27 protein-coding genes are annotated in these 23541 nt (G+C 72.2%); 10 read left to right on the forward strand and 17 right to left on the reverse strand.

The window, feature by feature from the left end; all coding sequences use genetic code 11:
- The first annotated feature begins 90 nt into the window (after positions 1-90).
- On the forward strand, positions 91-1908 hold the full coding sequence (locus tag IG74_RS0100155; RefSeq protein ID WP_030667407.1) for an alpha-L-fucosidase: 1818 nt from the start codon (positions 91-93) through the stop codon (positions 1906-1908).
- Here the strand turns inward: IG74_RS0100155 and IG74_RS0100160 are convergent.
- The 4 genes from IG74_RS0100160 to IG74_RS0100175 all read right to left on the reverse strand — a co-directional run bounded on the left by IG74_RS0100160 (position 1877) and on the right by IG74_RS0100175 (position 5480).
- The gene (locus IG74_RS0100160; RefSeq protein ID WP_030667410.1) at positions 1877-2692 is read right to left on the reverse strand and encodes a GNAT family N-acetyltransferase; all 816 of its coding nucleotides are present in this window, start codon (positions 2690-2692) and stop codon (positions 1877-1879) included. The two genes, IG74_RS0100155 and IG74_RS0100160, sit on opposite strands and share 32 nt — an antisense overlap.
- Positions 2689-3267 carry a TetR/AcrR family transcriptional regulator gene (locus IG74_RS0100165; protein ID WP_030667414.1) on the reverse strand — a complete coding sequence of 193 codons (579 nt, stop codon included), beginning with the start codon at positions 3265-3267 and terminating at the stop codon, positions 2689-2691. The genes IG74_RS0100160 and IG74_RS0100165 overlap by 4 nt, the downstream gene beginning before the upstream one ends.
- A 9-nt stretch (positions 3268-3276) precedes the next feature.
- The gene (locus tag IG74_RS0100170; protein ID WP_030667417.1) at positions 3277-4491 is read right to left on the reverse strand and encodes a Cmx/CmrA family chloramphenicol efflux MFS transporter; all 1215 of its coding nucleotides are present in this window, start codon (positions 4489-4491) and stop codon (positions 3277-3279) included.
- Positions 4492-4649: 158 nt separating this feature from the next.
- Entirely contained in the window at positions 4650-5480 is an 831-nt protein-coding gene (locus IG74_RS0100175) for an MOSC domain-containing protein (RefSeq protein ID WP_030667420.1), read from the reverse strand.
- Positions 5481-5787: 307 nt separating this feature from the next.
- On the opposite strand from IG74_RS0100175, the gene IG74_RS0100180 reads away from it, so the two are divergent.
- Positions 5788-6399, forward strand: coding sequence for a S1 family peptidase (locus IG74_RS0100180; protein ID WP_234334166.1), 612 nt, complete (start codon positions 5788-5790; stop codon positions 6397-6399).
- Here the strand turns inward: IG74_RS0100180 and IG74_RS0100185 are convergent.
- Both IG74_RS0100185 and IG74_RS0100190 read right to left on the reverse strand, forming a co-directional pair.
- Positions 6393-6641, reverse strand: a complete 249-nt coding sequence (locus tag IG74_RS0100185; RefSeq protein ID WP_030667425.1) for a DUF397 domain-containing protein — start codon at positions 6639-6641, stop codon at positions 6393-6395. The two genes, IG74_RS0100180 and IG74_RS0100185, sit on opposite strands and share 7 nt — an antisense overlap.
- A complete protein-coding gene (locus IG74_RS0100190; protein ID WP_030667428.1) occupies positions 6641-7471 on the reverse strand; it encodes a helix-turn-helix domain-containing protein in 831 nt (276 codons plus the stop codon). The genes IG74_RS0100185 and IG74_RS0100190 overlap by 1 nt, the downstream gene beginning before the upstream one ends.
- 192 nt (positions 7472-7663) lie before the next feature.
- On the opposite strand from IG74_RS0100190, the gene IG74_RS0100195 reads away from it, so the two are divergent.
- The gene (locus IG74_RS0100195; protein ID WP_420709842.1) at positions 7664-8056 is read left to right on the forward strand and encodes an ATP-binding protein; all 393 of its coding nucleotides are present in this window, start codon (positions 7664-7666) and stop codon (positions 8054-8056) included.
- 59 nt (positions 8057-8115) lie between these two features.
- Here the strand turns inward: IG74_RS0100195 and IG74_RS0100200 are convergent, their stop codons facing one another.
- A complete protein-coding gene (locus IG74_RS0100200) occupies positions 8116-8547 on the reverse strand; it encodes a hypothetical protein (RefSeq protein WP_030667435.1) in 432 nt (143 codons plus the stop codon).
- Between the two features lie 390 nt (positions 8548-8937).
- On the reverse strand, positions 8938-9609 hold the full coding sequence (locus IG74_RS0100205; RefSeq protein ID WP_037824122.1) for a hypothetical protein: 672 nt from the start codon (positions 9607-9609) through the stop codon (positions 8938-8940).
- A 100-nt stretch (positions 9610-9709) separates the two neighbouring features.
- Between IG74_RS0100205 and IG74_RS0100210 the strand changes: the two genes are divergently transcribed.
- Positions 9710-10603: an oxidoreductase gene (locus tag IG74_RS0100210; protein WP_051854407.1), complete on the forward strand. Its 894-nt coding sequence runs from the start codon at positions 9710-9712 to the stop codon at positions 10601-10603.
- A gap of 3 nt (positions 10604-10606) precedes the next feature.
- Here the strand turns inward: IG74_RS0100210 and IG74_RS0100215 are convergent, their stop codons facing one another.
- Complete coding sequence (locus tag IG74_RS0100215) at positions 10607-11053, reverse strand: acyl-CoA thioesterase (RefSeq protein WP_051854408.1); 447 nt, start codon at positions 11051-11053, stop codon at positions 10607-10609.
- 236 nt (positions 11054-11289) lie between these two features.
- Between IG74_RS0100215 and IG74_RS45380 the strand changes: the two genes are divergently transcribed.
- Positions 11290-11793: a hypothetical protein gene (locus IG74_RS45380; RefSeq protein WP_234334167.1), complete on the forward strand. Its 504-nt coding sequence runs from the start codon at positions 11290-11292 to the stop codon at positions 11791-11793.
- Positions 11794-11882: 89 nt separating this feature from the next.
- Positions 11883-12515, forward strand: coding sequence for a hypothetical protein (locus IG74_RS0100225; RefSeq protein ID WP_030667446.1), 633 nt, complete (start codon positions 11883-11885; stop codon positions 12513-12515).
- Positions 12516-12561: 46 nt separating this feature from the next.
- Here the strand turns inward: IG74_RS0100225 and IG74_RS0100230 are convergent, their stop codons facing one another.
- From IG74_RS0100230 to IG74_RS0100245, 4 genes are all read right to left on the reverse strand, one after another.
- Positions 12562-13161: a histidine phosphatase family protein gene (locus tag IG74_RS0100230; RefSeq protein ID WP_030667448.1), complete on the reverse strand. Its 600-nt coding sequence runs from the start codon at positions 13159-13161 to the stop codon at positions 12562-12564.
- An 87-nt stretch (positions 13162-13248) separates the two neighbouring features.
- Positions 13249-14466, reverse strand: a complete 1218-nt coding sequence (locus IG74_RS0100235) for an FAD-dependent monooxygenase (RefSeq protein WP_030667451.1) — start codon at positions 14464-14466, stop codon at positions 13249-13251.
- Between the two features lie 48 nt (positions 14467-14514).
- Entirely contained in the window at positions 14515-15126 is a 612-nt protein-coding gene (locus IG74_RS0100240; RefSeq protein ID WP_030667454.1) for a C39 family peptidase, read from the reverse strand.
- Between the two features lie 47 nt (positions 15127-15173).
- Complete coding sequence (locus IG74_RS0100245; protein ID WP_030667456.1) at positions 15174-16385, reverse strand: pyridoxal phosphate-dependent aminotransferase; 1212 nt, start codon at positions 16383-16385, stop codon at positions 15174-15176.
- 84 nt (positions 16386-16469) lie between these two features.
- Between IG74_RS0100245 and IG74_RS0100250 the strand changes: the two genes are divergently transcribed.
- The gene (locus tag IG74_RS0100250; protein ID WP_030667459.1) at positions 16470-17105 is read left to right on the forward strand and encodes a winged helix-turn-helix transcriptional regulator; all 636 of its coding nucleotides are present in this window, start codon (positions 16470-16472) and stop codon (positions 17103-17105) included.
- Positions 17106-17185: 80 nt separating this feature from the next.
- Here the strand turns inward: IG74_RS0100250 and IG74_RS0100255 are convergent, their stop codons facing one another.
- Together IG74_RS0100255 and IG74_RS0100260 are read right to left on the reverse strand one after the other, a co-directional pair.
- Positions 17186-17938, reverse strand: a complete 753-nt coding sequence (locus tag IG74_RS0100255; RefSeq protein ID WP_030667462.1) for a hypothetical protein — start codon at positions 17936-17938, stop codon at positions 17186-17188.
- Complete coding sequence (locus IG74_RS0100260) at positions 17938-19221, reverse strand: VWA domain-containing protein (RefSeq protein ID WP_030667466.1); 1284 nt, start codon at positions 19219-19221, stop codon at positions 17938-17940. The genes IG74_RS0100255 and IG74_RS0100260 overlap by 1 nt, the downstream gene beginning before the upstream one ends.
- A gap of 71 nt (positions 19222-19292) precedes the next feature.
- Here IG74_RS0100260 and IG74_RS0100265 point away from each other — a divergent pair, with 71 nt between their 5' ends.
- Both IG74_RS0100265 and IG74_RS0100270 read left to right on the forward strand, forming a co-directional pair.
- Positions 19293-20207 (forward strand): HipA family kinase, encoded by a 915-nt coding sequence (locus IG74_RS0100265; RefSeq protein WP_030667469.1) that lies wholly within the window; start codon positions 19293-19295, stop codon positions 20205-20207.
- Entirely contained in the window at positions 20204-20479 is a 276-nt protein-coding gene (locus IG74_RS0100270; RefSeq protein ID WP_030667471.1) for a SelT/SelW/SelH family protein, read from the forward strand. The genes IG74_RS0100265 and IG74_RS0100270 overlap by 4 nt, the downstream gene beginning before the upstream one ends.
- Positions 20480-20481: 2 nt before the next feature.
- On the opposite strand, the gene aceB is transcribed toward IG74_RS0100270, so the two are convergent.
- Together aceB and IG74_RS0100280 are read right to left on the reverse strand one after the other, a co-directional pair.
- A complete protein-coding gene (gene aceB, locus IG74_RS0100275) occupies positions 20482-22104 on the reverse strand; it encodes a malate synthase A (RefSeq protein WP_030667473.1) in 1623 nt (540 codons plus the stop codon).
- Between the two features lie 331 nt (positions 22105-22435).
- The gene (locus tag IG74_RS0100280; protein WP_030667476.1) at positions 22436-23059 is read right to left on the reverse strand and encodes a nucleotidyltransferase family protein; all 624 of its coding nucleotides are present in this window, start codon (positions 23057-23059) and stop codon (positions 22436-22438) included.
- A 97-nt stretch (positions 23060-23156) separates the two neighbouring features.
- Between IG74_RS0100280 and IG74_RS0100285 the strand changes: the two genes are divergently transcribed.
- Positions 23157-23468, forward strand: a complete 312-nt coding sequence (locus tag IG74_RS0100285) for a DUF5955 family protein (RefSeq protein ID WP_030667479.1) — start codon at positions 23157-23159, stop codon at positions 23466-23468.
- Positions 23469-23541 lie beyond the last annotated feature (73 nt).

The following is a 23541-nucleotide window of genomic DNA, read 5'->3' on the forward strand; positions in this document are numbered from 1 at the left end:
TGCGGCACGGGAGCCGCGGTTGGGGCCATTGACATCCGATGTATCCGCTCCTACGTTCCCGAGCGTCCCGTAGTCGAACAGGAGCCGCTCATGCGACGAAGAGTGACCGCACTCGCCCTGCTCCTCACCGCCACCGCCCTGCCGCTGTCCGCCGTCGCGCCCGCGCAGGGCGCGCCCCGGCACCAGCAGGCCGCGGGCCCCGGTACGGACCACGCCGCCGACGACCCCTTCACCGCCGACCGCACCAACTGGTTCCGCCAGGACCGGTTCGGCATGTTCATCCACTTCGGCGCCTACTCCAATCTGGAGGGCGAGTACACGCGCCCGGACGGCACCGTCTGCCGCAACGCCGAGTGGATCAAGCGCCAGTGCCGGATCCCGACGGCCGAGTACGAGCGGCGGGCGCGGTCGTTCGACCCCGCCGACTTCGACGCCGAGGCCGTCGTGAAGGCGGCGAAGGACGCCGGGATGAAGTACATCGTCATCACGTCCAAGCACCACGAGGGCTACGCGATGTGGCCGACGAAGGTCAACTCCTGGAACCTGCGCGACCATTCGTCGTTCGACAAGAAGCGCGACATCCTCGCCGAGCTGAAGGAGGCCGCCGACGCCGCGGGCATCAAGCTCGGCTTCTACTACTCCATCTGGGACTGGCACGACCCGGACTTCCCGGACCCGGCGACCTTCCCGAAGTACGAGAAGCGGATGTACGCGCAGCTCAAGGAGCTGGTCGACCAGTACGACCCGGCGCTGCTCTGGTTCGACGGCGAGTGGGACACCGAGGACCCGCACAACCCGTGGACCGCCCGGGACGGCGAACGCCTGGAGGCGTATCTGCGCGGCCTGGACCCCGACCTCGTCGTCAACAACCGCGTCGGCAAGCGCCGCGTGGTCGACGGCGACTACGGCACGCCCGAGCAGGAGATCCCCGACGCGCCCGTGGACGGCCAGCTCTGGGAGTCCTGCATGACCCTGAACGACCACTGGGGCTTCGCCCGCCACGACCAGAACTGGAAGTCGGGGCAGACCCTGGTGCGCAACCTCCTCGCCACGACCTCGCGCAGCGGCAACTACCTCCTGAACGTCGGCCCCGACGCGCGCGGCCGCGTCCCGCAGCCGTCCGTGGACCGGCTGGGGGAGATGGGAACCTGGCTGCGCACGGCCGGCCAGGGCGAAGCGGTCTTCGGCGCCCGCTACGGCGGCCTCGTCGAGGAGCCGGACTGGGGCACGGTCAGCCGCAAGGGCGACACCCTGTACGCGGCGGTCACGCGCTGGCCGGCCGCGGGCGGGTCCCTGCATCTGAAGGCCCGCACGGACTTCGCGGTCAAGTCGGCCCGGGTGCTCGGCAGTTCGCAGCGGGTCACCGTCACCAAGTCCGGCGACGGCTACGACCTCACCCCGTCAGGCGCGGCCACCAACCCCACCGCCACCGTCATCGAGCTGAGGGTGGACCCCGGCCGCGCGGCCCGCCCCGGCGACGGCAAGGGCCTGAAGCAGGAGGTCTTCGACAACGCCGAGCTGTCCGGCGCCCCGAAGGTGACCCGGACCGACCCCACGGTCAACCACTCCTGGAAGTACACCGGTTCACCCCACCCGGCCGTCGCGGCGGATCGGTTCGGCGTGCGCTGGACGGGTTCGGTCGAGCCGCGCCGCTCGGAGACGTACACGCTCACCACGGTCTCCGACGACGTCGTGCGCGTGTGGATCGACGGGAAGCCGGTCATCGACTCCTGGAACCCGCACGAGCCCAAGGTCGACAAGGCCCAGGTGCGCCTGGAGGCGGGCAAGCGGCACGCGATCCGCGTCGACTACGCGGAGCAGACGGGGGAGGCCCACATGAAACTCCTGTGGTCCAGCCCGAACCAGCCGCAGGAGGTCATCCCTTCGACGCAGCTGCGGACCCGCTGACCACGGCGTACTCGGTGAACGTGCCGCAGGCCGCGAAGCCGAGCGCGCGGTAGACGGGCTCGCCCTCCGGTGACGCCTGGAGCACCGCTGCGCGCAGTCCGGCGTCGCGGCCCGCGTGCAGCGCGGCCAGCGTGATGGCCCCGCCGTAGCCGCGGCGCCGGTCGGCGGCGAGCGTCGAGATGTTGTAGATCCCGGCGACGCCCGCGTGCAGGAACGCCTCGGCGGTGCACACCGGCCGCCCGTCGACGTACCCGACGAGGTAGCGGGCGGGGCAGTCCGCGGCGAGCGCCCCCTCGGCGACGGCCGCGTAGAAGGCGCGGACCGTCGCCGCCGGGGGCTCCCAGTTGGCGGCCAGGACCTGGGCGTACGCGTCGAGTTCGGCGGCCGTGGTCACGGCCCTGATCTCCAGGCCCGGCGCGTGCGCGGGCGGCGGTGCCGCGCCCAGGTCGAGCCGCATGCCGGTCTCGGTCCCGGACGCGGGAAGCCCGGCGGCGGCGAGCCGCGCGCCGAGGTCGCCCGGCGTCGAGGTGTCACCCACCCACCAGGAGAAGGCGCGCCCGGTGCCGGTCAGCTCTCGCACGGTGGCGGCGACGCGCTCGTCCGCGCTCTCCTCGGTGAACCGGGCCGCGGCGACGATGTTGAAGGTGTCGTCGTCGATGCCGCTGTCCGCGACGACCAGGTCCCCGTGGTCGGTGACGGCGGCCCCCGGCAGGTGCCGGTGGAGGTGACCGGCGTGGGCGGCGAGGTTCCGCTCGGCGGCGGCGCGCGCGTCCGGCCCCGTCACAGCTCTTCCAGGACGGCGTCGACGGTGGTCACCAGGGCCTTCCGGTCGTCCCGTACGCGGGCCAGGACCCGCAGGCCGTAGTACGTGCTCTGCACCAGGCGCGCCACCTCGCGCGGGTCGCGCCCCGCCGCGATCTCGCCGGTGGCCTGCCCGGCCCGGGTCACCGCGCACACCTCGTCCTCGACGCGGTCGAAGCCGCGCCGCACGGCCCGGCGCACGTCGCCGTCGAGCCCGGCCCGCTCGATCGCCGCGTTGATGGCGAAGCAGCCGCGGCCGTCGTCCGCGTCGAGGTCGCTCTCGATCGAGTGCAGGATCATCGCCCGCAGCCGCTCCTTGGCGGTGCCGGGGCCTTGGAGCCGCTCGACCTGCGCGCCGGTGACCGTGTCGTAGTAGCGGTCGAGGGCGCGCAGGTACAGCTCGCGCTTGCCGCCGAAGGTGTTGTAGAGGCTCGACGGGCCGAGGCCCGTCGACTCGCACAGGTCACGCGTCGACGTGCCCTCGTACCCGCGGCGCCAGAAGGTCTCCATGGCCGCGGTGATGACGCGGTCCTCATCGAACTGTCGTGGCCTGGCCATGCGCGGACCCTATCCGTTTTGGAATACCTTTTCAAAACTGGCCGACGCCGAAACGGAAGGTGCTGGGGCGGTCCGCCGCTCCAGCATCCCCGCCCACACCGCCGCCGCGCAGCCGAGGGCCGCGAGCCCCGCCCCGACCCAGGCCACGGCCGCGTACCCGTAGCCCGCGTCGATGGCGAGACCGCCGAGCATCGGCGCGAGGGTGTTGCCGACGTTGAACGCGGCCGTGTTGGTCGCGTCGACGAGCGTGGGCGCGCCCGGCGCGAGCGTGAACACCCGTGACTGGAGGGCGGGGTTGGTGACGTACCCCGCCATGCCCAGCAGGAAGACGAGCGCCACCACGACGGCCACCGCCGAGCCCGCGGTCAGCGCGAGCACCGCCGAGATCGCCGCGAGCGCGCCGAGCCCCCACGCGAGCGTGGCCACCGCGTGCGTCCGGGCGGTCCGGCCGCCGATGACCAGGCCGAGCATGCCGCCCGCGCCGAACAGCGCGAGCACCGCGGGCACCCACCCCTCGCTCAGGCCCGTCTCGTCGGTCAGCAGTGCGGCCAGATAGCTGAAGGTCACGATCACCGCGCCGAAGGCGAAGGCCGTGACGGCGTATGACAGCCACAGCTGGGGCCGCGCCATGCCGCGCAGCTCCGTCCGCACGGAAGGGGCCGCGCCGCGCTCGCTCCGGGCGCCGCCCGGCACCGCCACCACCGTGCACACCAGGCTCACCACCGTCGCCGCCGCGACCGCCCAGAACGCGGCCCGCCATCCCGCCGACTGACTCAGTACGGTGCCCGCCGGTACGCCGACGATCGTCGCGAGGGTCAGACCGCCCGCGACCAGGGCCACCGCCTTGCTCTTCGCCTCGCCCGGCACGAGCGCGACCGCCGTCGCCACGGCCACGCCCCAGAACCCCGCGTACGCGAGCGCGCTGACGATCCGCGTCGCGAAGAGGAGGCCGTAGCCCGGCGCCACCGCGCCCACCACGTGGCCCGCCACGAACACGGCTTGCAGGATCACCAGGGCCGTCCGGCGCGGCCAGCGCAGCGTCGCCACCGCGAGCAGCGGCGCCCCGACGACCATGCCGATCGCGAACGCCGAGATCAGCAGCCCCGCGTCGGGAACGGACACCCCCAAGTCCTCCGCCATGCCCGGCAGCAGCCCGGACAGCATGAACTCCGATGTCCCTTGCGTGAAGATCCCGAGCGCCAACACGTAGACGGCGAGCGGCATGGGTGTCCCCCTGGAGTAGGTGTGTTTGTTTTGGAGCGGTCGCTTCAAAACCAGGGTGGACGGTAGCATGTTCTGAAGCGTCCGCTTCAAAATGCGGGGGGGCGCCCCGTAAGGGGCGCGGGGAACTGCGCGAACCACCCCCATGCACCCGCAGACGACTACTCGGCGGCAGACTCCCAGACGGTGACGTCCAGTTCATCGCCAAGGGTCAACTTGCCCGTGCGCAGCACGGAGAACTTGGCCCCGAGGGAAACCCCTCCGCCCGGCTGCCGCCGATACGTGGCCAACGTACGCAGCGGCTCGGGCCCCGCCCGCTCGCCCGAGTCCTGGTCGACGAGGGTCACCGCGCAGCGCACCGCGAGCTTGGCGAAGCCCAGCTCGGTGTTGCCGATGCCGACGTTGCGGACCGCGTCCTCCGTGTGCGGCGCGTCCCACCCGTCGACGACGACGTTGGGCCGCAACCGGCTCAGGGTCACCGGAGCGCGACCGGCGGCCTCGATGCGCGCGTTGAGGTCGTCGTACGAGGACCGTGACAGCAGGTGCAGGGCGCCGCTGTCGGCGAAGCCGGACGTGCCGGGGTGGAGCCCGTCGGTGACCCGGTCGTGCTCCGGCGGCACCCGCACCAGACGGCAGTCCGTGCCGAGCACGTCCGACAGCCACCGGGCCGCGTCCGCGCCCTGGTCGACGGCCCGGAACGGCGCCCCGAACAGGTCCACGTCGCAGCGCGGCGACTCGGTGTCCACCTCGATCTCCAGCGGCTCCACGTCCGGGGCCCGCAGCGTGAGCCGTCCGCCGTCCCAGCTCACCTCGGGGCGGATCACCGCGAGCCGGGTGTCCTTGCGCTGCGTGCGGTACACGCCGGAGTCGTCGACCACCATGAACGCGCGGTCGTGCGTGAGGCCCGCCGGAGTCAGACCGCTCTCCGTGAGCGCCACCCCGGCACATCCCTTGACCGGATACGTGATGAGGTCCGTGACTACCGCCGTCATGCCGGTCCGATCGCGGTGACGTCGTCCATGGGTGCTGCCTTTCGGTCGGTCTGCGGTCGATCTTCCCCGTCCGCCTCAGCATGGTTCGCCGACCTGTGCGGCATCAATGCCTTTTGCCCAACCGAAAGGATCACCACGCCCGCGCTACCCGCCTCTGTAACGGTCGGCGTCCGTCCGATCGCCTGCGTTACGGTCACTCCGCCACAATGGCGGCGCCCCCACCCTTCCCCGCACTGGAGGCGCCATGAGGCCCCGTACCGCCGTCGCCCGACTCTTATGTGCCGTACTCATCGGCGCGTTCGCCCTGATGGCGGCGCCCGCCGCCACGGCCGCCCCGGCGCAGACACCGCTGCGCGGCGGCACCCTGCTCTTCAGCCCCGCCGGGCGGTGCGTCGTCTCCTTCAACGCCACCAACGGCACCCACTACTACGGCATCATGGCGGGCCACTGCGGCGGCGTCGGCACCAAGTGGTACGCCGACCCGGGCCTCACCACCCAGGTGGGCATCACCGAGACGGCCGTCTTCCCCGGCAAGGACTACGCGCTCGTGCGGTTCACCAACCCCGACTACTCGTATCCGAGCGAGGTCGCCGCCGGGGTCCAGATCATCCGCATCAACCGCGCCGCGAACCCCGTCGTGGGCCAGTCCGTCTGCCGCTCGGGACCCACGACGGGCATGCGCTGCGGCCGGGTCACGGCGACGAACGTGTCGATCACCTACCCGCAGGGCACGGTCACCGGCCTGTTCGCCGCGACCGTCTGCGCCGAGCCCGGCGACTCCGGCGGCCCCACCTTCAGCGGCGACGCCGCGCTCGGCTTCCTGGTCGGCGGCAGCGGCAACTGCACCTCGGGCGGGACGACGTACCACCAGCCCTTGGCGCCGGTGCTCAGCGCGCACGCGCTGCGGGTGGGCTACTGACCGCTGCCCGCGTACGGGACGAAGTCGGCCCACGCCTCCGGGGTGACCGTGAGCTGGGGTCCGGCCGGGCGCTTGGAGTCACGGATGTGGATGGTGGTGGGGCAGGTGGCTACCTCTACGCAGTCACCGTCTCCGCCGCTGCTGTGGCTGGACTTGCGCCAGGAGAGAGCGACCTCTACGCAGTCGCCCGAACTTCCGCTGCTGTAACTGCTTTTGAACCAGGCCAGTTTGAGGGTGCTCATCATGCTCCTCGCATCCGCTCCAGCAGGCTCACCGAGTGTTCGAAGGAGAGAGCCTGTGAGCGCATCCTGGCATACCGCATCTGGAGCACGCTGATCTCTTTCGGGTCGGAGAGAAGCTGGCCGGACCGCTGGCCTTCGCAGTACGCGAACCACCTGTTCTCAGGGGTTTCCAACAGCTGGATGGGACCGTCGAGCCCTGAGTGCGTCTCGCGCCTCAGCGGCATGATCTGAATCTCGATGTTCCGGCGCTCGGCGAGCTGGAGGATGTGGTCGATGACCCCCCGAGTGACCTCGTCCCCACCCATGCTCCGCAGGAACAGATGCTCTTCCAGGATGAAGCTGTACGCCGTGTTCGGCCGGTCCGTGAGGAGTTTCTGGCGCTCCACGCGTGCCGCGAGCTGGGCCTGGATCTGCTCGTCGCCCAAGGGTGGAAGCTGATTGGCGAACAGCCGCTCCGCGTACGCGGGTGTCTGCAACAGGCCCGGAATCAGGCGGCACTCGTACGTGTAGAGGGTGAGGGCTTCCTGCTCAAGGCGAGCCCACTGGCGGAACCACGCGGCCAACCCCCGCTGCCGCGAAAGCTGGTTCACCATGAGCCGCAGCGTCCCGAAGGCGTCCAGCGTGGCCTCCGTCTGGTCCACGAAGCGTGGTGGCGGAAAGCGCCTGCCCTGCTCGATGGATGCGATGAAGTGTGTCGAGTACCCGATCTCGGGGGCCAGGGACTCCTGTGTGTACCCGGCCCGCTTGCGGAAGCTCTTGAGCGCGGCGCCGAACGCCTTGAGCCCATCGGTCGGTTCGGGCTCCTGAGAGCCCTGCGTGCTTGACGACATCACGGGTATCCCCTGACGCTCGCTTACCGTCCCCGCCAACGCGCCCATGCTTACGGGCAGTCACCCCCACTGTCTACGTTTCGCACTCGTACACTTACGGAGCGTACGAGTTTGGTGCCTCCCGAACCGCGCGTTCACACGGTCACCGTGGACCGCATGCCACCCCAGGTACAAACCCCCACACCAGCACATGTGTTCACACGGCGTATCAGCGCCAGCCCGCGCGGGGCCCGCCGGGCGAGAACGCTCGCGCGCGACCAGCTGAACGGCTGGGGAATCCCTTACGGCAGCGAACTCTCCGACGCGGCGGCCCAGATCGTCGCGGAGCTGGCCGCGAACGCGGTGACGCACGGGCGGGTTCCCGGGCGCAGCTTCGAGCTGAGGCTGCTGCTGCTCGCGGGGGCGCTGCGGATCGAGACGTCGGACACGCGCGCGGAGTGCGCGCCGCCGGAGTCGGTCGAAGTGCCGTCGGACGAAGCGGAGTCGGGCCGCGGACTCGTCCTCGTAGCGGCGCTCGCCGAGGCGTGGGGCGTGGAGGGCCGGGAGATCGGCAAGACGGTGTGGGCGCGGCTGCCGCTCGCCTGAACAGAGGTGGGCCCCGGTCACGCGCAGGGGCGTGGCCGGGGCGGCTGGGACAGGGACCGCTAGTCGGCGGGGCCGATGAAGTGGAACGACCAGGCCTCGTTGGGCGTGTCGTCCTCCTGGGCCAGCTTGACGTGACTGCCGATGTACTCGGCGCGCACGACGAGCCCCTTGTCCGAGGTGATCTGGAGCCCGGACGGGGTGGGCTGGATCCGCCAGGGGGTCGGCGAACCCTGGCTGACGAAGACCTCTTCGCCGGTGTAGGTCAGGTACTGGTCGGACGGGCCGACGTAGGGACGTATGTGGTACTGCCCCGGCAGGTCCTCGCTGGCGCGCTCGATGACCCATTCCTGGGCGATCGGGGGGATCAGCTCGGGTGCCGCGATCACGGGCCGGCCGTGCTGGACGGCGTGCGGGGTGGGAGTGAGGACGATCCGGAAGCCGATGTGGGCTCCGATGACGTAGCGGCCGTTGGGAAGGTTGACATCGGGCATGGCGTTTGTCCTCCGCTTCTTCGGGGCGGACAGGTGACGGATGCCACCGGCCTGTACACCGGCTCACTCTCACGGCACACCCGGCACCACAGGCAGACGAAATGCGGCCATGAGGGGCAGTGGCCCTAAATGCCCGTCAGATGGGCAGATATCGCCAACGTCTGCCGTGCAAGGGGAGGGTGAGGGGGCGCGCGATGCCACGCAGCGGCGCACACGCCATGCGCCCCGCCGACCGCGACCGCCCCGACAACGACCGGAATGACGTCCGCGACCGACACCATCCAGCCCGTCCGGCGTTTGAGGACGAGGCGCGGAGCGCCGATTCGGGGGTTCAAGGGGGCGGAGCCCCCTTGTTCGGGAAGGGGCGGGCCTGGGGCGCGCCCGCGAGGCCTACCGCCCCCGCACCCGCACCCCCGCCTGGAAGCGAGACGTCGCCCCCACCCCGGCCATGAGCTCCGCGACCCGCCGCCGATACGTCCGCAAGGACATCCCGAGCCGCCGGGCCCCGGCCTCATCGGTCAGGCCGTCGCTCAAGGCGCCCAGGACGAGGCGGGCCTCCTCGTCAAGGGCGGGCACGGACGCCCGCAGGGCATCGGCGAGCGGCTCGGCCGCCTCCCACGTGGCGTACAGCAGCGACCGCACCCCGTCGACGACCTCGGGCACCCGCACCACCGTGTACGTACGCGGCCCCCGGGACTCCGAACCGGCGAGGACGGCGATCCGCCGGTCGATGACGATGGCCTCGCGGGCGAGGGGCGCCGACGAGATGCGGACGTCCGCGCCGGACGCGGCGATCGCCGTGAGCCGCCGCTCCGAGTACGGGTCGCCGAGCGCCTGCCGCGTGTACACCTTGCGCATGACGAGGCCGTCGCGCGGCGCGGGCTTCGGCAGGGGCGGGCGCTTGCCGTCGGCGAAGACGGCGTTGACGCCGCCGGACCAGGTGACCAGGTCGGCGGCCCCGCACAGGAACTCCTCGCGCGCGGCGGCGAACAGGTCCCCGGCGCGCAGCACCAGCTCGCGCTCCCCGCGCAGCGTGACGACGTCCTCGTACGCCCCGCTCATCCCACTCACCTCTCTCTTGCTCGGGCGCCGGCGCGGCCCCGGCTGGCAACAACCTGCCACCCTCCCGCTCCCGGCTCCCACCGGCTCCAGAATCGTCCCCATGCCGCACGAGAACACCACCCCGCACGAGACAGGGTCACCCGCCTCCGCAGCAGGACGCTGGACCGTGGGAGGCGACCTGCCGGTGAACCGCATGGGCTTCGGCGCGATGCGGCTGCCCGGCCGCACCTGGGAGGGCCCCGCGGGCGACCCCGAGGCGGCCGTCGCCGTGCTGCGCCGCGCCGTCGAACTCGGCGTCGACCACATCGACACGGCCGCGTTCTACTTCTACAAGGACCTGTCCGCCAACGCCTTCATCCGGCAGGCCCTGCACCCCTACCCCGACGACCTGGTGATCGCCACGAAGGTCGGCCCCGACCGCTCCCCGGACCACGACTGGCTCGACGCCGCGGGCCCCGCGAAGCTCAAGGCCGACGTGCACCGGAACCTGCGCCAGCTCGGCGTCGACCGCCTCGACCTCGTCTACCTGCGCTTCCTCAGCCAGGACGGCCCCGGCGAAGGCCGCTTCGAAGCCCTCGCCGAACTGCGCGAAGAGGGCCTCATCCGGCACCTCGGCGTCAGCAACGCCACCGCCGCGCAGCTCGCCGAGGCCCAGGCGATCGCACCCGTCGCCGCCGTGCAGAACCGCTACAGCCCGGTGTCCCGTGACGCCGAGGCCGACGCCCTGGTGGAACTGTGCGCCCGCCAGAACATCGCCTTCGTACCGTTCTTCCCGCTCGGCGGCGCGGGGGCCCCGCACATCGCCGCGCTGCGCCGGGTCGCGGACCGGCACGGCGCGAGCCCCGCGCAGGTCGGGCTCGCCTGGTCCCTCTCCGTGTCCCCGGCGGTCCTCGCCATCCCCGGCACGTCCTCACCGGCACACCTGGAGGAGAACGTGGCGGCGGCCGCGCTCACCCTGGACACCGAGGACCTGGCGGCGCTCGCAGCCGCCTGACGCCTACAGGCCGAGGACCCGGACGTCCGTCGCGAGCGCCCGGAAGTACTCCTTCGGGTCCTCGACCATCCGCCGCTCCTTCAGATCGAGCAGCCCTGCCACGCCGGTCAGCTCCGCGGCGACCGTGCCGTCCGGCTTGGTGAAGACCTGCTCGACCCGGAAGGTCTTCCGCTCGCCCCACACGAACCGGCACGACACGGACACCTCGTCCCCGGCCCGCAACTCACTGCGATACCGCAGCGTGTTCTCCAACGCCACCGGCCCGACGCCCTTCTCGATCAGATCCGCCTGCCGGATCCCCGCCTCCAACAGCATCGACCACCGCGCGTGCTCCGCGTACTGCAGATAGACGGCCTGATTCAAATGCCCCTGCGAGTCCGTCTCGTACCCCCGAACGACGATCCCGACGGAGTACGCCCCCGCTCCGGATCCCCCCTGCTGCTGCGCCACGGTGCTCCCTCTTCTGTGCGGTACACGCCTTGCAGGGCATTCAACTCCACACGACTTCCCGGCATTCCAGACCGAGCTCCCCGGGCCTGCCCACCCCCCGGGGTGAGCCAAGCCGGGAAGACCGCCTACCACGCCACGAGGGCGTCCGCGGCGGCCAGCACCACGATCGCCGCCCGCGCCCAAGCGGCTTTAATCAAGAAAATATTCGCAGACCTTGATGAAAGACGAGGCATGCGATGAGTGACGACAAGCTGTCGGTTATCCCGAGCAATCCGCACTGGCAGCCCGGCCAGGATGCGGCCGACCGGGCCGCCGCAGTTCTCACGGAGTTCGCCACCGGGAGCGGTGACACCGGCGAGGTCGAGGTGATGTGGTACGACACAGCCACCTTCGTCGACTGCGGTGCGAACCTGGACAGGATCGAATGCCCTCGCTGCGACGCTCCCCTCGACATCGGATGGTGGGCGGACCGGATGGGAACGCACGGCGAGAGCGGCTTCGCTGATCTCACGGTCACTGTGCCTTGCTGCGGGGCCCACACGTCTCTGAACGTACTGAACTACGACTGGCCGTGTGGTTCGCTCAGTTTGAGATCACTGTCCGGAACCCGCAGCGGGACTGGTTCAGTGAGGGGGAACTCGCTTTGGTCGCTGAGGCGCTGGGGCAGCCTGTGCGCCAAGTCAAGGCGCATGTCTGAGCCTGCGGTTCAGGCGCGCTGCGTGAACGCCTCAACCGCATAGGGCCATGGGGCGGCCGGGGGTGCATCCCTGCCGCCCCGTTGCGGTGCCTGGAGAGGCCGATGTCAGTGGGGTGCGGCACCATCGGAGGCATGGCCAAGCCGACTACCGCCGCGCAGCGGCGCATCATCGCGGAGGCGGACCCCGTGACGGGGCGCCTGCGTGGGACGGAGGCGCAACTCACCGCGCTGGTGCGGCTCCAGCTGGCCTTCCGGCACCCCCGTCCGCCGCACGCGTACTTCCTGACACCCGCGGGCCACCGCGTGCGGGAGGAGCCGGCGGGGGCCGTCCCCGAGACGGCGCCGGTGGAGGCGGAGTCCGGGGTGTTCGCGGCCCGCACCGGCACCGAGCAGGACCGGCCCGGCGAGGACGGGCCCGCGCGGGCCCGGGAGGTGCGCGGCGCCTGGCTCGGCATCGTCGAGATGCGGCGCATGACGAACCCCGGCGGCGACCGGGAGACGCCCTGCGCGTGGGAGCGGGCGCACCAGGTGCGGGCCGTGGCGATAGCCCTGGAGGCGGCGGGCCGGACGCCGGCGGGGCCCGGCCGGGAGGGGTACCGCGTGGTGGACGCGGTGCAGCCGGACGTGGTCGAGGTGCGGGAGGAGACGAGCGAAGGCGTGCGGGCCTGCGGCGCGGTCCTTGAGCGGGCGGGGTGGCTGGTCAGCGAGCACGGCGACGCCCGGACGGGACGGCGGTACGTTCTGGTGTCCCCACGCCGGGCTTAGCTCCGGTCCTGCCCCATCGCGCTCCGCGCGAGCGCGATGGCGCGATCTACGCCGACGGCCGGAGGTTCCAGGTGGCCACCACCGGGCGGCCGTGTTCGTAGCTGAGGCGGCTCACCGTGCCCGTGGCCAGTTGGAAGTGGGCCCCCGCCGACGGCGGGAGGCACAGGCGGCGGGCGGCGAGGACGCGGAGGAAGTGGCCGTGGGCCACGAGGAGCACGCTGCCCTCCGTGTTGGCGAGGGCCGCGTCGACCTTGGCCAGCATGCGGTCGGCCCGCGCGCCCACCTGCTCGGGGGACTCGCCCGGATGCTCGGGCGGACCCGCGGCGACGCCGTCCGTGAACAGGAACCAGTCGGGCCGCGTCCGGTGGATCTCCACCGTCGTCACGCCCTCGTACGCCCCGTAGTCCCACTCGGCCAGGTCGTCGTCCACGCGCGCGTCCGCGAAGCCCGTGAGCGCCGCGGTCTCGCGGGCCCGCAGGCGCGGGCTGGTGAACGCCGCGTCGACCCGGTACCTCCCGATCAGCGGCGCAAGCGACCGCGCCTGCTCGCGGCCGTGCTCCGTGAGGGGGATGTCCGTCCAGCTCGTGTGCTGCCCGGACAGGGACCATTCGGTCTCGCCGTGCCGGACCAGGAGGAGATCACCCATGTGCGTTCCGTTCTGCTCGGTTCCGCTCAGTGCGAACCGCGCGGAGGGTGCTCGTATTCCATGATCCGTACGTCATGGAGAGGGGGCTCACCCGCGCCGCAGCTCCCGCCCGCCGAAGGCTCCCGCGCCGTCCGCCCGCTGCCACCACGCCTCCATGCCGCCCTGGCCGAGGGAGCGCCAGTCGGGGGTCTCCTGCACCAGGGCGCGGCCCAGGCGCCGCCCCAGGTCGACCATGGTGCGGCCCGCGACGGTGCGGTCGGCGTCGTAGGAATCCAGGGCGTCCGGCCAGGTCACCGCCGTGGTGATGGCGGACTCCAGGACGGTGGCGTCCTGGAGGGCCTTCACCGCGCCCGCGCCCGTGTGCGGACGGGCCACCGTCGCCGCGTCGCCCGCGAGCAGCACCCGGCCCTCGGTGTAGCGCGGCGCCGTGTAGTCGTACATGGGCTGGACGAACACCTCGGCCGGTGCGGTGGCGCGCACCACCGCTCCCCAGTAGGGCGGGAGCAGCACGTCGGCCACGTACGCCAGATGGCCGCTCAGGGCGTCCGTGAGGGTGCCGGGCGGCAGGCTCCGCGGATGGTCGAAGCCCAGGTCCGCGTCCAGGCCGCGGGGCGGCGCCGTGTACAGCACCCAGTTCACCCGCCGCCCGCCCGTCCCGTCGGGGATGCGGTAGAGGATCACGTGGCCGCCGTCGAACACGGCGTACACGCAGTCCTCTACGCCCCACAGGTCCGGCTCCGACAGGCGCTCCTCCGGGTACGCGCCGCGCCACGCCAGATAGCCCGCGTACTCGGCGCGCACGCCGGGGAACGCCGCCTCGCGCACCACCGAGCGGTAGCCGTCCGCGCCCACCACCACGTCGAAGCGCTCCGTGCCGTCGTCCGTCTCCACCACGGCCCCTCCCGGGCAGGCCCGCACCCCGGTGACCGCGGTGGCGGTGCGGAACGTGACCGTCTCGGGCACCCGGCGCCGCAACTCGCCCCACAGCGGACCCCAGTTGTACGTCCGGAACGGGAAGGGCATCACCGCGACCGCGTGCCCGCGCGGGTCAGCCGCCGCGTCGTCGCGCACGTACCAGTGGCGTCTGACGAGCTGCACCCACTGCATGTCCGCGTCCAGGTAGCCCGCCGACTCCAGCTCCGCGTAGCGGGAGTTGTGGACGGCGAGGCCCACGCCCCGGTCGGCGAGGCGGCCCGCGGCCCGCTCGTACACGGTGATCTCGTCCGCGCCGCCCCGGTGCGCGGCCAGTGCGGCCGCGCAGCCCGCGACGCTGCCGCCCACCACGGCGACCCTGCCTGAGTGCATCATCGAGCCATCCTGACAGGACGGGTGACGTCCTGTCATGACTGTCGGTCAGCGCATGGATACACCGCGTCCGGCGAAGAACGGCTCGAACTCCGCGCGCGGGAGCTGTGCCGTGCGCGTGGGCGCGTCGATCCCCGACGGGTTGTGGAAGTGCAGGCTCCCGTCCGCCGTGCGCGCCGTGACCAGGACCAGGTGCCCGCCCCTGCCGGGCGCCGGGCGCTCCGGGCGGCGGATCTCGAAGTGCACGGACGTGATGACCGTGTGCCCGGTGTCGACGAGGTCGACCACCTCGTCGAGCGTCAGCCGGCGGTGCACCGACGCCTCGATGCCGTGCGTCTCGCGCGCGTACTCGACGAACGGCGCGTAGATCAGGCCCTTGATCGTGCCGTCGTGCGGGTCCTCCGTGTACGCGCCGTACTTCAGGGCCCCGTCGCGCAGCTCGAAGAGCGACGGGGCGTCCGGGCCGAGCGCCATCCGCAGACAGGCGAGCCCGCACAGGTGCTTGCACCAGCGCGCGTAGTCGTCGAGCGTGGCCGCGCCCGAATCGCGCCAGGCGGGGTCGTCGGCGGCGTCGTGGCCCTCGTACACGATCTTCCCGACCAGGCCGGGCGAGGCGAACTGGGTCAGGGACGGGACCTGGCAGGTGGGGCAGGCGGCCACGGGCGTGCTCCTCGTCGCGGTGGCGGCCCCGGTCGAGGCCGCGGAGGCTACTGGCGATAACCGCTCAGGAAGCGGCCGATGCGGCTGATCGCCGCGTCGAGGTCGTCAGCGTACGGGAGCGTCAGGATGCGGAAGTGGTCCGGGTGCGGCCAGTTGAAGCCGGTGCCCTGGACGACCTGGATCTTCTCCTGGAGGAGCAGGTCGAGGACGAACTTCTCGTCGTCGTGGATGGCGTGCACCTTGGGGTCCAGGCGCGCGAAGGCGTACAGGGCGCCCTTCGGCTTCACACAGCTGACCCCGGGGATCTCGTTGAGCTTCTGCCAGGCGCGGTCGCGCTGCTCGTGCAGGCGGCCGCCCGGCGCGGTCAGCTCGTGGATGGACTGCCGGCCGCCGAGCGCGGCCTGGATCGCGTACTGGGCGGGCGCGTTGGCGCACAGGCGCATGGAGGCCAGCATCGTCAGGCCCTCCAGATAGTCCCGCGCGTGCTGCTTGGGGCCCGTCACGACCAGCCAGCCGGAGCGGAAGCCCGCCACCCGGTACGTCTTGGAGAGCCCGCAGAAGGTGAGGACCACCAGGTCGGGGGCCAGCGCGGCGACGCTGTGGTGCACCGCGTCGTCGTACAGGATCTGGTCGTAGATCTCGTCGGCGAACACCATCAGGCCGTGCCGCCGTGCCAGGTCGAGGATGCCTTCGAGGACCTCGCGCGGGTAGACGGCGCCCGTCGGGTTGTTCGGGTTGATGATCACGACGGCCTTGGTGCGGTCGGTGATCTTCGCGGCCATGTCGTCGAGGTCGGGGTACCAGTCGGCCTGCTCGTCGCACAGGTAGTGCACGGCCTTGCCCCCGGAGAGGGTGGTCACGGCCGTCCACAGCGGGAAGTCGGGAGCCGGGATGAGGACTTCGTCGCCGTCCTCAAGGAGCGCCTGCACGGCCATCGTGACCAGCTCGGACACGCCGTTGCCGAGAAAGACGTCATCTACGGAGACGTCGTCGATGCCCAGCGCCTGGTAGCGCTGCGCCACGGCGCGGCGGGCGGAGAGGACGCCCCGCGAGTCCGTGTAGCCGTGGGCGCTCGGGAGCATCCGGATCATGTCCTGGACGATCTCCTCGGGCGCCTCGAAGCCGAACAGGGCCGGGTTGCCGGTGTTCAGGCGCAGCACGCTGTGGCCCGCCTCCTCCAGGGCGTTCGCGTGCTCGATGACCGGGCCCCGGATCTCGTAACAGACCTCGCTGAGCTTGCTGGACTGCCGGAACTCCATGCGGTGTGCCTCCCGTAGCGTGGGTTCCTTGGTTTTACCAAGCTTGAGCTTGGAAAGTCCAACAGCTTGTCTACACTGCGACGCATGCCACCTCGACCGCGCCGTAGCTACGACCAGTTCTGTGCCGCCGCCCGCGCCCTCGACGCCGTCGGCGACCGCTGGACCCTGCTGATCGTCCGCGAACTGCTCATCGGTCCGCGCCGCTACACCGATCTGCACGCCGACCTGCCGGGCGTCAGCACCGACGTGCTCGCCTCGCGCCTGAAGGACCTGGAGCAGTCGGGCCTCGCCACCCGCCGTCGACTGCCGCCGCCCGCCTCCGCGTACGTCTACGAACTCACCGGGCGCGGCCGGGACCTGACGCCCGTCCTGCGGGCCCTCGCCGCCTGGGGCGCCCCCGAACTCGCCGAGCGCCGGCCCACCGACGCGGTGCGCGCCCACTGGTTCGCGCTGCCGCTCCTCGACGCCGTCGCCCTGGAGGAGGGCCTGGTGGAGCTGAGCCTGGAGGAGGGCGAATTCCACGTGCGCATGGGCGGCGACGGGACCGTCGCGTACGGGGACGGGCCCGCGCCCGAGGAGCCCGACGCGCGCATGACCCTCGACGCCGGGACGGCCGTCGAGGTCGGGCGGGGGACGCTGAGCGTGGCCGACGGGGTGCGCGGCGGGCGGATCGCCGTGACCGGGGACGGCCCGCTGGCCAAGGCGTTGCGAGAAGGGTGAGGGGGCCCGGGGGCTGCCGCGCCCCTGGACCCCCTCTGTGGGTGCCTCGCCTCTGGACTCCCTCTGCGGGTGCCGCGCCCTCAGACGCCGGGCGGAGCGGCCGGAGGCCTGCCGTTGCCGCGCGTCAGGGTGTAGCCGCCCACGCCCGCGAGCGCCGCGAGGACACCGCCGACGCCCGTCCAGACCCAGCGGTCCGTCCACCACCCGGAGGACCAGCCGTCCTCGGGCTCGGCCGCGGAGGGCTTGGAGCCCGGCACGAGCGGGTCGCCCAGGGTGCCGTCCACCGCCGCCGAGCCGCCGACGTCCTTCGACGTGGCCTCGACCTCGGCGGTGACCGGCTGGCCCAGATCGGCGGTCCGCAGGCCGGTCGCCGTCAGGCGCACGTAGTACGTGCCCGGCAGCGGATCGTTGGCCCACGGCTCCGACCAGGCGCGCACCGTGCGCAGGGTGCAGGCGAGCTCCACCGATTCGCCCGCGGCCTTGCGCGCCTGCATGCCGTACATGCAGGACTGGCGGCGCCGCAGACCGTCGTACACGTCGATCCGCCACTTGGCGTCGGACGCCCCCGCGGCGGACCCGGGCAGCTTCACGGTCGCCTTGACCGTGGGCCGCTGACCGGAGTCCGCGGGGAAGGACCAGTACAGGTAGTCACCGGACGAGGCGCTCGCCGTGGCCTTGTGGCCCTGCTCGATCTCCGTCGCCGTACGGAAGGACGTGCCCGCGTCCGTGCGCTCCTTGCCGTCGTCACCGGAGGCCGCGAACGCGGGGCCGGAGGCGAGGAGGGCGCTGAGGCCGAGCAGCCCGGCGGCCGCCAGCAGACGTTTCGTACGCATCAGTTCGTCCTCCAGACAGCGACGCGCCAGCGCGAGAGCCAGCCCCACAGCACACCGCCGACGAAGCCGGTGAGCACGAGCGCGCCGAGCAGCCACCAGCCGCGGCCGAGGCCGAAGGCCGCCACGTCGGACGAGCCGTCGGGCGCGTCCACGACGTCGACGGCCAGCTCGACCGGCAGACCGGGCTTGCCCTTGGCGGCGGCCCCGGCGGCGGCCGAGTAGGAGTGCGACACCTGGAGGCAGACGGTCTCCTTCTCGTCGGCGCCGTCCTCGTCGTCGTCCCGCTCGGGCTTCGGATACCGGAGCCCGGTGGAGATCACGTCGGTACGGCCGTCCCCGGCCTCGGAGCCGCGCACGATCTCGCGGTCGTGCTTGGTGACGGCCCGGAGCAGAACGCCGTAGTCGTTGTTCACGGCCCGGTCGGCGCCCACGCTCACCGAGGCGCGCAGCTCCTTGCCCGGCGCCACGTCCACGCGGTACCAGCGGTGCTCGCCGAACCCGGCGCGGTCCGTGTACAGGCCCGGCTTGAGCTCCGGCGCGGCCGAGCAGCTGGCGGCGCCGTCCACGGCCACGGGGTTGACGACCGGATCGGCCGCGCGGTCCACCAGCTGGCCCACCCGGTCGGTGAGTTCGTCGGTGTGCCGGATGGAGGTGTACGTGCCGCCGGTGGCCTCGGCGATGCAGCTCAGCTGCGCGCGCATCTTGGTGTTCGGGACCAGGCCCAGGGTGTCGACGGTCAGGTTGATGCCCTTGGCCGCGATCTCCCGCGCCACCTCGCACGGGTCGAGGGGCTGGCAGGTGTCCTCGCCGTCGCTGATGAGGACGATGCGGCGCGAGCCCTCGCCGCCCTTCAGGTCGTCGGCGGCCTTCAGCAGGGCCGGGCCGATCGGGGTCCAGCCGGTCGGCGAGAGGGTGGCCACCGCGGTCTTGGCGTCCCTGCGGTCGAGCGGGCCCACCGGGTAGAGCTGCTCGGTGTCCTTGCAGCCGGTCTTGCGGTCGTCCCCGCGGTAGTTGGCGCCGAGGGTGCGGATGCCGAGCTCGACGTCCTCGGGGGTGGCGTCGAGCACCTCGTTGAAGGCCTGCTTCGCCGCGGCCATCCGGCTCTTGCCGTCGATGTCGCGGGCCCGCATCGAACCGCTGACGTCGAGGAGGAGCTCGACCTTGGGCTTCGCCCCGCCCTCGTCCGGTTCGTCGGCCGCGTACGCGGCGCTGGGCGCGAGCCCCATGCTCAGGGCCGCGAACAGGGCACAGGTGCCCGCCGCGAGCCGTTTTCTGGTGATCATCAGCGGATCCTATGGATCAAGGTCCGTCCGCTCCAAAAAAGCAGTTGAGGGCGCCGGTTAGGGTGGCGGGTGTGCTGCGAGAAGTGACGGCTGTTCGATATCTGGAACCCCTGCGGGCGGGCGGCTCCGTGCCCGGCGTCGTCGAGGCCGACGACCTCGGGACCTACGTCTTGAAGTTCACCGGCTCCGCGCAGGGCCGCAAGGCGCTGGTCGCCGAGGTCATCGTCGGGGAGCTGGCCCGCAGGCTCGGCCTGCGCGTGCCCGAGCTGGTCCTCGCCCACTTCGACCCGGCTGTCGCCGCGCACGAGCCGCACCAGGAGGTCCAGGACCTGCTGCACCGCAGCGCGGGCCTCAACCTGGGCATGGACTATCTGCCCGGAGCCCACGACTTCACCCCGGACACCGAGCTCGACGTGGACCCGCTGGAAGCGGGCAAGGTGGTCTGGCTCGACGCCCTCACCGCCAACGTCGACCGCACCGTGCACAGCTCGAACCTCATGGTCTGGCCCACGTTCGGCGTCCGCCCGCCGCAGCTGTGGCTCATCGACCACGGGGCCGCCCTCGTCTTCCACCACCGCTGGGACGCCGCGTCGGTCCTCGCCACCGCCGAGAAGGCGTACGACGTCCGCCAGCACGCGCTCGGCCGCTACGGCCCCGACACGCGGGCGGCCGACGCGGAGCTCGCGCCGCGGGTGACGGAGGAGCTGCTGCGGGCGATCACCGCGGACGTCCCCGACGCCTGGCTCGCCGACGAGCCGGGCTTCGCCACCCCCGACGAGCTGCGCACGGCCTACGTCACCTGCCTGACGGCCCGCGCCCGCGCCTCCGCGGCCTGGCTGCCCACCGACTTCCCGTCCCGGGCCCAGCTCGCCGCCGAGGACGAGAGCCGCGCCCGGGCCACCGAGGCGGGCCGCCCCGCCTGGCTGAAGAAGGTCCCCAACCTGCACGGCAAGCCCGACCCGCGCCCCGCGAAGAGGTACCCATGAGCCATCGCGTAGAGATCGAGTACTGCACCCAGTGCCGCTGGCTGCCCCGCGCGGCCTGGCTCGCCCAGGAACTCCTGACCACCTTCGAGGCGGAGCTCACCGACCTCGCCCTCAAGCCGGGCACGGGCGGCGTCTTCGTCGTCCGCGTCGACGGCGAGCCGGTCTGGGACCGCCGCGAACAGGGCTTCCCGGAGCCCACGGCCGTCAAGCGCCTGGTACGCGACCGAGTGGCCCCGGGCCGAAGCCTGGGCCACTCGGATCCCAAGGCCTGACGTCAGCGCAGGCGCTCGTACGCGGGGAGGGTGAGGAAGTCCGCGTAGTCGGCGTCCAGGGAGACCTGGAGGAGGAGGTCGTGGGCCTCCTGCCACTTGCCCGCCGTGAAGGCGTCCTCGCCGATCTCGGTGCGGATCGCGGCCAGTTCGGCGGCGGCGACCTCGCGGGCCAGGTCCGCGGTGGCGGCCTTGCCGTCCTCGAAGACGACGCCCGCGTTGATCCACTGCCAGATCTGGGAGCGGGAGATCTCGGCGGTGGCCGCGTCCTCCATGAGGTTGAAGATGGCGACCGCGCCGAGGCCGCGCAGCCAGGCCTCGATGTAGCGGATGCCGACCTGCACGGCGTTGACCAGGCCCGCGTAGGTGGGCTTGGCGTCGAGCGAGTCGATGGCGATCAGGTCGCCGGGGGCGACGGAGACGTCCTCGCGCAGGCGGTCCTTCTGGTTCGGCCTGTCGCCGAGGACCTTGTCGAAGGACTCCAGGGCGATGGGCACCAGGTCGGGGTGGGCGACCCAGGAGCCGTCGAAGCCGTCGCCCGCCTCGCGGTCCTTGTCGGCGCGGACCTTCTCGAAGGCGACCTTGTTGACCTCGGCGTCCTTGCGGGACGGGATGAAGGCCGCCATGCCGCCGATGGCGTGTGCGCCGCGCTTGTGGCAGGTGCGCACGAGCAGTTCGGTGTAGGCGCGCATGAACGGGGCCGTCATCGTGACCAGGTTGCGGTCCGGCAGGACGAACTTCTGGCCGCCGTCGCGGAAGTTCTTGACGATGGAGAAGAGGTAGTCCCAGCGTCCGGCGTTCAGCCCGGAGGCGTGGTCGCGCAGTGCGTAGAGGATCTCCTCCATCTCGTACGCGGCCGTGATCGTCTCGATGAGGACGGTGGCGCGGACGGTGCCCTGCGGGACGCCGACGTAGTCCTGCGCGAAGACGAAGATCTCGTTCCAGAGGCGGGCCTCCAGGTGCGACTCCGTCTTCGGGAGGTAGAAGTACGGGCCCTTGCCGAGGTCGATGAGGCGCTGGGCGTTGTGGAAGAAGTACAGGCCGAAGTCGACGAGGGCGCCCGGGACCGGGGTGCCGTCCGCGTCCGTGAGGTGCCGCTCGTTCAGGTGCCAGCCGCGCGGGCGCATCACGACGGTGGCGAGTTCGCCCGCGTCCTTCAGGGCGTACGACTTGCCGGTGCGCTCGTCGGTGAAGTCGATGCGGCGCTCATAGGCGTCGGTCAGGTTGAGCTGGCCGAGGATCACGTTCTCCCAGGTGGGGGCGGAGGCGTCCTCGAAGTCGGCGAGCCAGACCCGCGCGCCCGAGTTGAGCGCGTTGATGGTCATCTTGCGGTCGGTGGGGCCGGTGATCTCGACCCGGCGGTCGTTCAGGGCGGCCGGGGCGGGCGCCACCTTCCAGGAGTCGTCCGCGCGGACGGCGGCGGTCTCCGGCAGGAAGTCCAGGGCGGAGGTGCGGGCGATCTCGGCGCGCCGTTCGGCGCGGCGGGCCAGGAGCTCGTCACGGCGCGGGGTGAACCGCCGGTGCAGCTCGGCCACGAAGGCGAGCGCCGCGTCGGTCAGGACCTCTTCCTGCCGGGGCAGGGGCTCGGCGTCGACGATGGCCAGCGGGGACGGCGCTGGTGCGGACATGAGCTGTCACTTCCTTCAGCGAGCGTGCTTCACGGGCGGCGCGGCGGTGGCGGCGGAACGACCGTCGGCCCGGTCATATGGCACCGCGTGCCACGGTGCCGGGACACGGCCGTGGGCGCCGTCCACCGGGTCAGGCGCTTCTGAACAGTGGATACTAGTTTCCTCATGGTGGAAGTTCAATCGTTTGTTGATGTCGAGATTCTCTTCGTCGACAGAACGCGGCGCAGAGTGCCACGGCCGTCACTCCCAGTGGAGCAGGGGTGCGGCGGGGAGGCCAGGGGGCGCCGGGGCGGTCGTGCCGACGGCGCCCGCGTCCCTCCGCCCGCCCTCTTCATTCCAGTCGTTCCAGGTCCGAGAACGTGTCGATGTCGTACGGCTCCGCGATGTCCCCGCACTCCACGAGCGTGAGCGCGGCCGCGTGCTCCTTGAGGTAGGCGCGGGCCCCCTGGTCGCCCGTCGCGGCCGCCGCGACGCCGTCCCAGTGGTCCGCGCCGAACAGGACCGGATGGCCGCGCTCGCCGTCGTACGCGGCGGCCGCGAGATCGGCGGGGGAGCGGTACGCGGCGAGCAGCCGGGCCACCGCGGCCGCGCCGATGCCGGGCTGGTCCACGAGCGTGACGAGCGCGGCCCGCGCCCCGGTGTCCCGCAGCGACGCCAGGCCCGCGCGCAGCGAACTCCCCATCCCTTCCCGCCAGTCCGGGTTGTCCACGAGCACGCACCCGGGGAGCGTCGCCTGCTCCCGTACGACGTCGGCGGTGGCCCCGAGCACGATGTGCACACGGGTGCAGCCGCCCTCGCGCAGGGCCCGCGCGGCGCGCTCCACGAACAGCTCCCCGCGGTGGTCGAGCAGGGCCTTCGGACAGCCGCCCAGGCGCCGTCCGCCGCCCGCGGCGAGCAGCAGACCGGCGACATCGGCGGCGGGGGCGGACGGGGCGGGTGACAGTGATTCGGTCATGACCCTTGCTTACCGCATGGCTTCTGGGGACCCTGTTCCGGCCGGGGCGTGGCCGAAAGGTGCGGCTGCCGCACAACGACGTGCGAGGGGGAGAGCTGTGTTGCGGAGCATGGGGCAGAGAGCGGCGACAGGCGGCTACGAGGATCCGCGGGTGACGGAGCTGCGGGCCGCGGTGTCCCGGCTGCGCCGTGAACTGGCCTCCTATCCGGGGGAGTTCCCCGATCGGGCGATCGCGGAGGACGAGTTGGCGGCGTTGGCCGCGATGGCTGCGGCGGGCGCGCCCGATCTCCGCCGGCTGCGGCGGTCCCTCTTATTGGTCGCGGGGTCGATCGGCTCGGTCAGTGCCTTGACGGGGGCGCTGGGCGGGGTGCGGGGCGCGGTGGAACGCTTTCGCGAGGCTTACGGCTGAGGCGCCCTCGTGGGTGGCGCCCCGCTGTGTCCATCAGCGCGCTCCGCGCGCGGGCGCCCCTTCCCGATTCCTG

This window comes from Streptomyces sp. NRRL B-1347 (assembly GCF_000720325.1).
GTDB lineage: Bacteria > Actinomycetota > Actinomycetes > Streptomycetales > Streptomycetaceae > Streptomyces.

What these genes read in the sequence shown, in the direction of transcription:
- IG74_RS0100255 (WP_030667462.1), bottom strand. Translation starts at nt 17,938, where the DNA reads ATGCGTACGAAACGTCTGCTGGCGGCCGCCGGGCTGCTCGGCCTCAGC.
- IG74_RS0100225 (WP_030667446.1), top strand. Translation starts at nt 11,883, where the DNA reads ATGGCCAAGCCGACTACCGCCGCGCAGCGGCGCATCATCGCGGAGGCG.
- IG74_RS0100170 (WP_030667417.1), bottom strand. Translation starts at nt 4,491, where the DNA reads ATGCCGCTCGCCGTCTACGTGTTGGCGCTCGGGATCTTCACGCAAGGG.
- IG74_RS0100175 (WP_030667420.1), bottom strand. Translation starts at nt 5,480, where the DNA reads ATGACGGCGGTAGTCACGGACCTCATCACGTATCCGGTCAAGGGATGT.
- IG74_RS0100210 (WP_051854407.1), top strand. Translation starts at nt 9,710, where the DNA reads ATGCCGCACGAGAACACCACCCCGCACGAGACAGGGTCACCCGCCTCC.
- aceB (WP_030667473.1), bottom strand. Translation starts at nt 22,104, where the DNA reads ATGTCCGCACCAGCGCCGTCCCCGCTGGCCATCGTCGACGCCGAGCCC.
- IG74_RS0100205 (WP_037824122.1), bottom strand. Translation starts at nt 9,609, where the DNA reads ATGAGCGGGGCGTACGAGGACGTCGTCACGCTGCGCGGGGAGCGCGAG.
- IG74_RS0100190 (WP_030667428.1), bottom strand. Translation starts at nt 7,471, where the DNA reads ATGTCGTCAAGCACGCAGGGCTCTCAGGAGCCCGAACCGACCGATGGG.
- IG74_RS0100245 (WP_030667456.1), bottom strand. Translation starts at nt 16,385, where the DNA reads ATGGAGTTCCGGCAGTCCAGCAAGCTCAGCGAGGTCTGTTACGAGATC.
- IG74_RS0100180 (WP_234334166.1), top strand. Translation starts at nt 5,788, where the DNA reads ATGGCGGCGCCCGCCGCCACGGCCGCCCCGGCGCAGACACCGCTGCGC.
- IG74_RS0100200 (WP_030667435.1), bottom strand. Translation starts at nt 8,547, where the DNA reads ATGCCCGATGTCAACCTTCCCAACGGCCGCTACGTCATCGGAGCCCAC.
- IG74_RS0100270 (WP_030667471.1), top strand. Translation starts at nt 20,204, where the DNA reads ATGAGCCATCGCGTAGAGATCGAGTACTGCACCCAGTGCCGCTGGCTG.
- IG74_RS45380 (WP_234334167.1), top strand. Translation starts at nt 11,290, where the DNA reads ATGAGTGACGACAAGCTGTCGGTTATCCCGAGCAATCCGCACTGGCAG.
- IG74_RS0100155 (WP_030667407.1), top strand. Translation starts at nt 91, where the DNA reads ATGCGACGAAGAGTGACCGCACTCGCCCTGCTCCTCACCGCCACCGCC.
- IG74_RS0100185 (WP_030667425.1), bottom strand. Translation starts at nt 6,641, where the DNA reads ATGAGCACCCTCAAACTGGCCTGGTTCAAAAGCAGTTACAGCAGCGGA.
- IG74_RS0100230 (WP_030667448.1), bottom strand. Translation starts at nt 13,161, where the DNA reads ATGGGTGATCTCCTCCTGGTCCGGCACGGCGAGACCGAATGGTCCCTG.
- IG74_RS0100260 (WP_030667466.1), bottom strand. Translation starts at nt 19,221, where the DNA reads ATGATCACCAGAAAACGGCTCGCGGCGGGCACCTGTGCCCTGTTCGCG.
- IG74_RS0100165 (WP_030667414.1), bottom strand. Translation starts at nt 3,267, where the DNA reads ATGGCCAGGCCACGACAGTTCGATGAGGACCGCGTCATCACCGCGGCC.
- IG74_RS0100250 (WP_030667459.1), top strand. Translation starts at nt 16,470, where the DNA reads ATGCCACCTCGACCGCGCCGTAGCTACGACCAGTTCTGTGCCGCCGCC.
- IG74_RS0100235 (WP_030667451.1), bottom strand. Translation starts at nt 14,466, where the DNA reads ATGCACTCAGGCAGGGTCGCCGTGGTGGGCGGCAGCGTCGCGGGCTGC.
- IG74_RS0100280 (WP_030667476.1), bottom strand. Translation starts at nt 23,059, where the DNA reads ATGACCGAATCACTGTCACCCGCCCCGTCCGCCCCCGCCGCCGATGTC.